The 11,669-nt window shown below is 32.3% G+C and carries 12 protein-coding genes; 10 read left to right on the top strand and 2 right to left on the bottom strand.

Annotated features, from left to right (window positions below):
• On the bottom strand, positions 1-871 hold an 871-nt coding region (locus ACI9TV_RS14680; RefSeq protein ID WP_415251573.1), incomplete at its 3' end, for an NTP transferase domain-containing protein.
• 98 nt (positions 872-969) lie between these two features.
• A complete protein-coding gene (locus ACI9TV_RS14675; RefSeq protein WP_415251572.1) occupies positions 970-1,122 on the bottom strand; it encodes a hypothetical protein in 153 nt (50 codons plus the stop codon).
• Positions 1,123-1,236: 114 nt separating this feature from the next.
• Here ACI9TV_RS14675 and ACI9TV_RS14670 point away from each other — a divergent pair, with 114 nt between their 5' ends.
• The 10 genes from ACI9TV_RS14670 to ACI9TV_RS14625 all read left to right on the top strand — a co-directional run.
• Entirely contained in the window at positions 1,237-2,001 is a 765-nt protein-coding gene (locus ACI9TV_RS14670) for a motility protein A (RefSeq protein WP_415251571.1), read from the top strand.
• A 12-nt stretch (positions 2,002-2,013) separates the two neighbouring features.
• A complete protein-coding gene (locus ACI9TV_RS14665) occupies positions 2,014-2,790 on the top strand; it encodes a flagellar motor protein MotB (protein ID WP_415251570.1) in 777 nt (258 codons plus the stop codon).
• A complete protein-coding gene (gene fliP / locus ACI9TV_RS14660) occupies positions 2,790-3,524 on the top strand; it encodes a flagellar type III secretion system pore protein FliP (protein ID WP_415251569.1) in 735 nt (244 codons plus the stop codon). Before ACI9TV_RS14665 ends, fliP begins: the two co-directional genes overlap by 1 nt.
• Positions 3,521-4,630, top strand: a complete 1,110-nt coding sequence (gene trmA, locus ACI9TV_RS14655) for a tRNA (uridine(54)-C5)-methyltransferase TrmA (protein ID WP_415251568.1) — start codon at positions 3,521-3,523, stop codon at positions 4,628-4,630. The genes fliP and trmA overlap by 4 nt, the downstream gene beginning before the upstream one ends.
• Before the next feature lies 1 nt (position 4,631).
• Positions 4,632-5,489: a hypothetical protein gene (locus ACI9TV_RS14650; RefSeq protein ID WP_415251567.1), complete on the top strand. Its 858-nt coding sequence runs from the start codon at positions 4,632-4,634 to the stop codon at positions 5,487-5,489.
• Positions 5,490-5,492: 3 nt separating this feature from the next.
• Complete coding sequence (locus ACI9TV_RS14645) at positions 5,493-6,902, top strand: COG3400 family protein (RefSeq protein WP_415251566.1); 1,410 nt, start codon at positions 5,493-5,495, stop codon at positions 6,900-6,902.
• Between the two features lie 76 nt (positions 6,903-6,978).
• Entirely contained in the window at positions 6,979-8,028 is a 1,050-nt protein-coding gene (aroB, locus tag ACI9TV_RS14640) for a 3-dehydroquinate synthase (RefSeq protein ID WP_415251565.1), read from the top strand.
• Entirely contained in the window at positions 8,029-9,660 is a 1,632-nt protein-coding gene (locus ACI9TV_RS14635; RefSeq protein ID WP_415251564.1) for a mechanosensitive ion channel domain-containing protein, read from the top strand.
• Positions 9,661-10,908 (top strand): tRNA (N(6)-L-threonylcarbamoyladenosine(37)-C(2))-methylthiotransferase MtaB, encoded by a 1,248-nt coding sequence (gene mtaB / locus ACI9TV_RS14630; RefSeq protein ID WP_415251563.1) that lies wholly within the window; start codon positions 9,661-9,663, stop codon positions 10,906-10,908.
• Positions 10,895-11,669 (top strand): AAA family ATPase (locus ACI9TV_RS14625; RefSeq protein ID WP_415251562.1); only part of this gene is annotated, 775 nt, incomplete at its 3' end. The genes mtaB and ACI9TV_RS14625, both read left to right, overlap by 14 nt.

Here is an 11,669-nt window from a genome sequence, read left to right as displayed (position 1 = left end):
CAGCTTTAATGTGAGAAGCTTTAATTAAAGTATCCCCAGTAATTCGGGAGTTATTTTCTACAGTACATTCACCCTCAAAACTTACACCTTCTTCAATATATATAGTTGAAGGAAGTTGCATAATTACACCCGCATTCATCCAAGTAGTCTTGATTCTATCTTGCATAATAATTTCAGAATCAGAGAGATCTTTCTTGGAATTGACTCCCTTAAACGAGTTCTCTTCAACTAAAAGCGGTGTAATATTTAAGCCATCTTCCCTTGCCATAGAGATAACATCTGTAAGATAATATTCTTTTTGTGCATTGTCATCACTAAGAAGAGGGATATATTTTTCTATTACGGATTTAGAAAAAGCATAGATTCCTGCATTTACAGTTGTAACGGCTAGTTCTGTTACATTTGCATCTTTTTGTTCTACTATTTTTTTTATCTGCTTATTTTCTATAATAACTCGACCATATCCGTCAGGATTTTGCAAATCAAATATTGACATAATAACATCCGCTTGAGTATCTAAAAAACCTTGTAAAGCGTTAGCAGTTATAAGTGGCATATCTCCATTTAAGACAAGAACCTTCTCGTTTTTAGGAGAGATATTTTTCATAGCTCCTCCAGTTCCAGGAAAATTTTCTGCATCTTGAGTACAAAAGTTTATATTATTAAAATAAACTTCCATTTTCTCTTGAACCTTCTCTTTTTGATGTGCAATTACTACAGTAATATCGTTAGAAATTTCTTGAGAAGCTTTGATGATATGGTAAAGCATAGGCTTTCCACTGATATTATGTAAAACTTTTGCGCTAGGAGATTTCATACGGCTACCTTTACCCGCAGCTAATATAATTATACTGATTTGATCTTTATTCATTAATATCTTCTTTTATTGTATTTAATTTAGAGATAATCTAGCATTATCGCACAATCTTCTAAGGTGAGTATTTTATTCACTTCAATGTTAACAAATTCTTAGTCTTTTATAGGCTCTATAATTTGATGCTTAGTATCTTTATGTATAGGATTATCTAGATACGGTGTTGCTGTTTTTTGTACACTTATAGCAATGTTATAAAGTACAATAGCTACAGTAGCGAGACCTAACACAATTTTCAGATAATTCATTTGTATCCTTAAGACAAAATTACTTTATGATTATACAAAAAAAATCTTTTTAATGTTAGTCCTAATAAAGTTTGTGGTATTATAACTACAAATATTTTATATCAAGGTTTTTAAATGGATTTAGGTACAGTCATTGGTATAGTCTTAATTTTTGCACTTCTTGGTAGTGCAATGACTATGGGTGTTGGTATTGGTGCATATATTGATGTTCCATCAGCCTTAATTGTTATTGGTGGCTCTATCGGTGCCTTGATGATATCTTTTAAACCATCCCAAATGAAGCAATTTACGAAGATATTTATGATTGCTGTTAAGCCTCCTCAAACAGATGTTCCAGAACTTATTAAAAAGCTTGTAGAATTTGCTACTAAAGCAAGAAAAGATGGAATTCTTGCACTTGAAGGTGATGTAAATAATGAAGAAAATGAATTTTTAAAAAAAGGTTTGTCGATGGCAATTGATGGAAGCGAGCCTGACACGATTCGTGATCTTTTAGAAATTGAAATGGAACAAACAAATACAAGACACAAGGTTCATGGTAATATTTTTAATCAGTGGGGTGGACTCGCGGGTGCAATGGGTATGGTCGGAACACTTATTGGTCTGGTAGCGATGCTTCTAAATATGGCAGACCCTTCAGCAATTGGTCCATCTATGGCCGTTGCATTACTAACAACAATGTACGGTGCAATTATCGGTAATGTTTTTGGTACTCCTATTTACAATATTCTAGGTGTAAGAAACGATGAAGAAACTCTTGTTCAGGAAATGATTCTATCTGGAATAATGTCTATTCAATCAGGTGATGCACCTAGAGTTTTAGAAGCTAAACTCCTTAGTTACTTACCTCCAGCAAATCGTGTAAGTCAATTTGATTAAGAGTTGTAAGTAATGGGTAAGAAAAAATGTCCAGATTGTGAAGAGTGTCTCCCCGCATGGCTAGCCGCCTTTGGAGACTTGATGTCTCTTCTTCTTTGTTTCTTCGTTTTACTTCTTTCTATGAGCAGTATGGATGCAAAGAAGATATCTGAAGCTATTGGGTCACTCTCTGGTGCGATGAGTGTACTTGAAGGTGGGACGCAAACGGAAATTTCTAAAAAAAGAATCCAAGAAGCTACACCTATAGAGTCTCAGGATGAAACAGCAGAAACTGTAAATCTTGTAAAGCAAGCGATTGGTGATGCTAACGAAATGATGGATAAATCGCAAGAAGTAACGATTACTCTTGAAGAGGCTCAAGATGGTTTTGTTATTGAACTTCCAGCATCACTTCTTTTTAGACATGGTAGTGCAGAAGTTGAATCCGAAGATACCCTTTTATTTTTAAAGCGAATAGCTTTAATTATTGATGATTTACCAAATGATGTGAAGGTAAGCGTTCAGGGACATACCGACAATCAACTACCAGGTGCAAAAAGCTCATTCAAAGACAACTGGGAACTTTCATCTGCTAGAGCTATCTCTGTACTACAAGAGTTGCTTTTGGATGGAGTTGAACCTGCTCGTGTAAGTTCCTCTGGATTTGCTGAGTTTACTCCCTTAGCTACTAATGCTACCGAGAGTGGACGAGTGAAAAATAATAGAGTGGAACTACACTTTATTGGTAAAGAAGCAGATCAAAAGAAAAAACTTAAAAGTTCGATTCTAGATAAAGTTTCAGCTAAATAATGATAAAAGTCTTTCTTACCCTTTTCGCTTTAGCATCTCTTCTTGGTGCAGAAGCTGTATCTATTCCTACAATGAATTTTCAACTTGATGCACCAGATACACCAGAACAGCTTGTTAACTCATTAAATGTTTTAGTTCTTTTAACACTTCTATTTCTGGCTCCAAGTATGGTTCTAGTAATGACGACTTTTACAAGATTTGTTATTGTCTTTGGATTTTTACGACAAGCTCTCGGAACGCAACAAGTTCCTCCAACGCAGCTCTTAGTAATGTTGGCAATGATTCTTACATTTTTTGTGATGGAACCAGTCGGACAAAAAGCATATGACAATGGAATTAAGCCTTACATGGAAGAGACTATAGGGTACGAAGAAGCATTTGCTAAGACAACTCTACCTTTTAAAAATTTTATGATTAGAAATACAAGAGAGAAAGATTTGGCTTTATTTTTCCGAATTAGAAAAATGGAAAACCCAACTAGCGTAGCTGATGTTCCTCTTTCTATTGTTATCCCAGCCTTTGTAATAAGTGAACTTAAAACTGCTTTTGAGATAGGTTTCCTACTCTTCTTACCATTCTTAGTTATAGATATGGTTGTTGCATCAATTCTTATGTCTATGGGTATGATGATGCTTCCTCCGGTTATGATAGCCTTACCATTTAAGATACTTATCTTTGTTCTTATAGATGGTTGGAACCTTCTCATCGGTAATTTAATAGCGAGTATAAAATGATTTGTGAATATTTTGGTAAGTGTGGTGCTTGTAAGGTCTATGAAAATGGATATGACTCGCAATTAGAAGATAAAGTTACATTAAATCAGCAAAGATTTAAAGAGTTTTACGGTGGCCAGTTTTATATAGCTACTTCACCGGAGCAGCATTATAGATCTCGTAGCGAATTTAAAATATGGCATACGGGTGAAGAAATTAATTACGCAATGAACCATATAGATAAAAAAAATGTAGTGTTGATTGATTCATGTCCACAAGTTAGTGTTCCTATTGCTACTATCATGCCAAAACTTTTAGAAGCCCTTAGAAAAGCTGAGATAGGCTTTAAACTCTTTGGTGCAGATTTTTTAAGTTCAAGTAGTGGTGAAGTAGTTGTATCTTTGTTATATCATAGAAAGCTTGATGATGCATGGCAGGAAAAAGCTACAAAGATCGCCAATGAATTAGGTATTTATATCATAGGAAGAAGTCGTAAGCAAAAGCTTATAATTGGACAAGATTATATAACTGAAACGTTGTCAATAAATGGTGAAGTATATAAATCAAAGCATATTGAAAATAGTTTTACACAACCAAATGCTCGAGTCAATGAAAAAATGATTGCTTGGTCTTTAAAACAGTTAGACGGAATTGATGGAGACTTACTAGAACTTTATTGTGGAGCTGGTAACTTTACCATTCCTTTTGCTGCAAAATTTGGAAAGATTTTAGCAACAGAGATTTCAAAGTCTTCGATAAATGCAGCTAAAGCAAACATGCTTTTAAATGATGTTACTAACATCGAGTTTGTTAGAATGAGTGTTGAAGAGTTTGTGCAAGCACTTGATGGTGTTAGGGAATTTAGACGTATGAAAGATATTGATATAGAGACATATTCTCTATCAACTATTTTTGTTGATCCTCCAAGATCTGGAATGGATGAAGCATCGTGTAGATTTTCAGCAAGACACGAGAATATACTTTATATCTCATGTAATCCGGAGACTCTTTTAAGAGACTTGAGCCTACTTTGTGAAACACATGAAGTAGTAGAGATGGCAATTTTTGATCAATTTCCGTATACACACCATGTTGAGATGGGTGTAAAATTAGTAAAAAAGGCTTAGGGTGAAGCATATAATTATAGCTATGTGTATTGGTGTTTTTGCCATAGCAGATGAACTAGAGAGAATGGAATCTATTGTAGCAGATATAGAAAATTTGCGATCGGATTATACGAGATGCATGAAAGAGCTAAATATTAAAAGTATAGGTAAGGTAGTATTAAAAACTGACCTAGATAAAAAGCAAAAAAAAGACCTGCAAGAAAAGACAAAAATGATGCAAGAGTATAAATCGTTACTTGATAAAGAACGATTGAAAAACACTATGTTAATTGTGAAAATTGATAATTTAAATCAATCACTGGATAAAGAAGCTGTAAAAGTACTAAAAAATGATAAGTCAAATTTAGAATTAATTAATACATTGAAAACCAAAGAAAAAAATGAAAATATTAAGAATATGGAAAATATAAAACATTTTAAAGATAAATATCTAAATATTATTAAAGTCAAAGATAATGAGATAGTATCTTTGAAAAATAAAATAAATTATAAAAATAAAACTATAATTGTTACAAAAGAGATATGTGAAGATGATAATCAGTTTCCTGAGTTAATGATGAAAGACACTGTAAAAAAAGATTCTAAATATAATGTGATTATGGCTAGTAAAGAAGAAGAGAAATCTTCAAAAGAAAAAGAAGTACGTTCAAAAGCTACAACATATCGGTTAAATAAAGAAAGTAATATCTATGATGATATTGATGGTAACACATTGTATACTTGGGAAAATACAACGTCGTTTACGTCCATAAATATGACGCAAAATTGGCTCGAAGTTACTGGTTATTTTAAAGATAAAAGATGGCTAAAAGCTAAAGAAAAGTTATGGGTTGAAAAAGTTAATGCAACTAAGAGATAAAGAATGAAAAAAATTTTAATTATTAGTGATGGAGATGTTGGATCACATTTTATACAAAGAGTAAGTCAAACATATAGTAGTGAGAATATTTATTACATTGTTGAGCTCAAGGCACGAAAATATGAAAATATAAATCCTGCAAAATTTAAGTTCTATGAATTTGATCCAACAAGCCTATATAAAATATCCAATCTTTTAAAGATGGATTTTATGCAAGTTATTATTGCTATGGATAATGCTATAGATATTGATAACACTCTTAAGAATATTCGGAGTATGAAGAAACAGCTTCGTGTTATAGTGTTAGATAAATGGAATTTAGAAACTTATGATGATCCTAATATCGTTTTAGTTAAATCAAATGAACTTCTCTCCTCACGGCTTTTAGATTATTTGCCAAATGTTCCTGTAATTGCACAAAATGTTGGAATTGGTGAAGGCGAGATTATGGAAGTAATGGTTCCCTTTGGTAGCTCTTTTGTATATAGACACATTGGTGTCATAGAGCAAAAAAACTGGCGAATTGTTGCAATATATAGAAATAGAAAACTTGTCATGCCTTCAAGAAGAAGAATGATTCAACCAAATGACCTTTTAGTGCTAGTTGGTGAACCTGCTGTTTTAAAATCAGTGTATCGCGCAATTAAAAGAGAACTTGGACAATTTCCAGAACCATTTGGATCAAACTTATATCTTTATATAGATATGAATTTAGTTAATCATCATACTATTGAAGAGTTCGTAAAGCGTGCGATATTTGTACATGAAAAATTTAACCATGATTTGATTATAAAAATTGTTAATCCCGGAAACATAAATATACTTCAAAGATTAAAAGATTTAAGAGAAGATGATATTATTGTGGAAATTGAATATGATAGTGTTGACTTAAAAGAAAAATTCTTTGATGATATTAAGCGTTGTCATGTAGGTTTAGTTATAGTTTCTTGTGACATGTTCTATTCGCACATGATGAGAAGTACTCTTTATGAATCGCATGTACCTGTCCTTAAAATCTCAAATAAAAGTTTTTCCAAAGTTAAAGATGCGGTAATAATATTAAACGATAACCGTGACTTAGAGAAAATTTCTTCAAATATTTTTGATATTTCAGAGCAAATGGGTTTCAATATTGAACTTTATAATTACTTGAATGAACATCAAAAAGACAAAGAACAAGTAGTAGAACATTATTATAATCTTTCAACTATTTTTTCTAAATCTATTAAAGTTTTTAAAGAAAATGAAAACCCTATTAGAACTTTGAAACAAAAAGAAAACTTTATCCAGGTACTTCCATTTACCCAGAAACTCACCGCGAGAAGAATGTTTTCATTCTTCTCAACAGACAATGAATTGCTCTATCATAAACTTGATGATTATCACCAGATTTTTATTCCTGTGCAATTATAGAGCTGTTGACAAACTGTTTTAGCGGCTTTTTATCTTAAATTAAGTATTATATATCTAATTTAATTTTGGATAAAAAATGAAAGTAAAGATTCCTCTTAAGCAAGTAGTAGACAACTCATACGATATAACAATAGATGCATTAGCCAGTATACATTTTGATACTAAAATAGCGATTGTAACAAACCCAACAATTGCAGCTCTGCATCTTGACACTCTTCTTAGTAAAATAACAGCTAAAGAGTTACATGTCATTACAGTTCCTGATGGTGAAGAGTATAAAAATCAGAAAAGCATAGATATTATTTTAGAATCTATGTTTGAGAATCGTTTTAATCGTAAATCTATGCTTATCGCATTTGGTGGTGGTGTTATTGGTGATATGACGGGGTATGCTTCTAGTATTTATCAACGTGGTATTAACTTTATTCAAATACCTACAACACTTCTTTCTCAAGTGGATGCAAGTGTAGGTGGAAAAACTGGGATGAATAACAAATATGGTAAGAACCTTATCGGTGCATTTCACCAACCTAAAGCAGTATATATTGATCCGACTTTTTTAGAAACTTTACCTTCTCGTGAGTTTGCTGCTGGAGTTGCCGAAATTGTTAAAATGGCAGTTACTTTTAATAAAGATTTTTTTCACTTTTTACAAACGGCTGATTTGAAAAACCCAGATGTTTTAAGAGACTGTATTAAGCAGGCTGTGCAGACTAAAGCAAATGTTGTAGCGCAAGATGAGAAAGAACATGGCATCCGTGCAGCTTTAAATTATGGTCACACCTTTGGTCATGTCATAGAAAATGAAACAAAATATAAGAGATATCTTCACGGTGAAGCCGTTGCCATTGGTATGGTTTTAGCAAATAATACATCCGTAAAAATGGAACTAATGACTAAAGAAGAAGCTGCTCAGGTTATAGACCTTTTAGAAAAATATGATCTTCCAACATCGTATGAAATTCTAGACGCAGATAAATTTTATGAAACATTTTACTTGGATAAAAAAAGTGCTGATTCAAAGATAACATTTATTCTTCCTGTTGGGATAGGAGATGTTAAAATTACTGATGCATGTGAAAAAAGTCTAATTCTATCTGTACTAGATGAGATGGGAGCTAGATAAATGAAGAAAGTATTTTTTCTTTTAGTCCTATCTTCTGTAATACTATTTGCAGAGCAAGAGAATAATACCACGCTTGAAGTGATAGAACTTACTCAAAGTGAAAATGCGCAAAGAGAAGAAAAAATTAGAACCTATATATCTGAATTAGATACAATAGAAGCAAAAATTTCAAAAGAAGCAGTGTGGATGAAGAGTTATGCTTCATATATGACTTCTTTAGATATTAGATCAAAACTTGATGCAATTAAACAAAGAATTAAATTTTTAAAAGAAAAAGGTCGTACAATAAGTGAGCTAGATGAACTTAATGCCTTGGTTTCAAAAGAGAAAATTCTAGCATCTCAAATTGAAAAATTAAAAGAAAAAGGAACAGCTCCTTTTTCAAGATTACTCACTCCTCCTGAAATAGAAGAGAGCCCTGAAATAACAAATCCGCTGGATATCTTTACTGGTATATCTTTAATTAAAACACAAAATGCATACTTAAATGATTATATAGCCAAAAAGGAAGAACTCTCAGAGCTTATTATTTTACTAAGAAAAGAAAACTCCATTTATGAAGATATTAAAAAAATAGATCAAGAAAAAAAATACTTAGAGAGTCTTAATTTAAAACTAAAACAACTGAAAAGATTTGAAACAGCGTTAGATACAATGTCTGTTACTGAGGAAGTGTATCAAAAAAGACTAGAAATTATAGAAATAAATATTAACAAAGATATCGGAAAGCAAGTATATAGATTGACCAATATTGGAATTATTATTTTAGTTTCATTTTTCTTTTTCTTTTTATTGAAATTTATTGTTAAAAAATATATTACTGATAATGAACGATTCTATATGGCAAATAAAATTATTACCTTTATGAATGTAACGTTTATAATTCTTGTAATATTTGTCAACTATATTGAAAATGTAAGTCACCTTGTGACAATTTTAGGTTTTGCTTCTGCCGGTATCGCAATTGCTATGAAAGATTGGTTTATGAGTATCTTGGGATGGCTTGTCCTTGTCTTTGGTGGTAGTATACATGTTGGAGATAGAATCCGCGTAGATATGGACGGTATGCAGTATGTCGGTGATGTGATGGATATTTCTTTATTACGCATGACACTTTTTGAAGATATTACATTAACGTCTGTTTCAACTAATCGAAGAGCTGGTCGGATTATATTTATACCAAATAACTATGTGTTTACACGAATGATTGCAAATTATTCACATCTTAGTTTAAAAACAGTTTGGGATGGAGTTCATATAACTGTGACTTTTGACTCAAATCATAAAAAAGCTATGCATATTGCCAAAGAAATATCTAGAAAATATTCAAAAGGTTATACAGATATTACAAGAAAACAGTTAAATAAACTTCGTAGTCACTATAGTCTTAAAAATACAAATGTTGAACCAAGAATTTTTTCATTCATTGAGCCTAATGGTGTCGTAATTGATGCTTGGTACTTAACAAACGCATATGCAACGCTTACATTGAGAAGTGTAATCTCTACAGAGATTGTAGAAGCATATAACAAGGAAGATGATATAACAATTGCTTACCCAACACAAAAGTTACATATTCAAAATGAAGAGTCAAGAACACCACCTTTGACTGAAAGTGGAGAGATTGTTTAGATGAAGAAAAAAGTTTATTTTAAAACCTTTGGTTGTCGTACCAACCTTTACGATTCTCAAGTGATGATGAGTTCTTTAAAAGAGTATGAGATAACACAAAATGAAGACGAGGCAGACAGTATTGTTATTAACTCTTGTACCGTTACTAATGGTGCAGACTCTCATGTTCGCTCATATATATCTCAGGTAGAGAAAACATCTAAAGCCAAAGTTTTCTTGACTGGTTGTGGGGCACATACTAAAGGCGAAAAACTTTTAGAAGAAAAAAGAGTACATGGTGTTTTTGGACAGAGCGAAAAAGAACAAATAGATTTAATGCTTTCGCAAGATAAACCTTTTTATAATCCTGGGGATTTAAATCATGTTGACGAAAGTGTCGTAGATGACTTTATTGGCAAGAGTCGGGCTTTTATAAAAATTCAAGAGGGTTGTAACTTTAGATGTTCGTATTGTATTATTCCCTTTGTTCGTGGAGATGCACGTAGTATGGATGAAGCTCGAATACTGGAACAAATTGCAAGACTTGCCTTAAATGGTTTTGGCGAATTTATTCTTACGGGTACAAATGTTGGAAGCTATGGACAAGATACAAAAACTTCACTTGCTAAACTAATGAAGAAAATTGCTCAAATTCGTGGTGTACGGCGTATTAGACTTGGAAGTGTTGAACCGATCCAAATTACAGATGAATTTAAAGAAATCCTTGATGAACCATGGTTAGAAAAACATCTCCATATTGCTCTGCAACATACTTCACCAACAATGCTTAAGATTATGAATAGACGTAATGTTTACAAGCGAGACAAAGAACTTTTTGAATTACTTGACTCTAAAGGTTTTGCGATAGGGACGGACTTTATAACGGGTCACCCAGGCGAAAGTGAAGAGTTATGGCTTGAAGGAATGAAGAATGCAAAAGAATTACCACTGACACATATGCACTCATTTACATATTCTAAAAGAGATGGAACTGCCTCTGCAACTATGAAACCAGAAGTTAATGGTAAGATAGCTAAGCAAAGACTCCATGAAATAGATAAACTAATAGAGCAAAAAAATTATGAATTCAGAAAATCTTTTGTAGGTAATCTTGAAGTTTTAGTAGAAAGCGAAAAAGATGGACTCTATCATGGATATGATCAGCATTTTAATAAAATAATCATTGAATCAGATGAAGATTTAAATGGTAACTGGCTCACAGTTAAAAATTATGAAGTAAGAGAGGATTGTAACTATGCTCAACTCTAGTACAAATAAAATAGCCCTTTATATATCTGCCTTTGTAGTTGTTGCGTTAGTCCTATTCGCAATTCTTAGAGATAATTCGACACATATAAGTTTAAGTGAGGCGGATAGAATTCTTTCTGGAAATGATATTGTTAGTATTGTTGCTACTAAAAAATATATTTTTATAAAAACAAATGAGGGTGTTTTTAAAATAGCATCTTCACAAGTAAGTCCAAAAATGTTTAGAGACCACAATGTAGAAGTTGGAAATAGTGCAAACATAGTTGTTTATATACTGTTTTTTATATTATTGCTTGGTATTGGGTCTTTACTCTTTAGATGGTGGCAAAATAAGAACTCTTTAGAGGTAAGTAATCCTACTAGTAATTCAGGTTTAAATTCATTAGCAGATTTAACAAGTAGTGTAAAAGCTACAAAAAGTGATGTTTCTTTCTCTGATATTGGTGGAATCGCTGATGTTAAAATAGAGCTTGAAGAAATAATTGACTTTATGAAAAATTCTAAACGTTACAAGAATTTTGGTGCAAGAATGCCAAGAGGTGTACTTTTAGTAGGCCCTCCTGGTGTTGGAAAGACTATGATAGCAAAAGCTGTTGCACATGAAGCCGGGGTACCCTTCTATTACCAAAGTGGTGCATCTTTTGTCCAAATTTATGTAGGTATGGGTGCAAAACGAGTGCACGAACTTTTTGAAGCTGCAAAAAATAATTCACCATCAATCATTTTTATCGATGAAATAGATGCAGTTGGTAAAAAACGTG

This window comes from Sulfurimonas sp., from assembly GCF_047622445.1.
In the GTDB taxonomy this organism is placed as follows: Bacteria; Campylobacterota; Campylobacteria; order Campylobacterales; family Sulfurimonadaceae; genus Sulfurimonas.
Note: the sequence above shows the minus strand (reverse complement) of the source record. Positions and strands in the feature narration are given on the sequence as shown.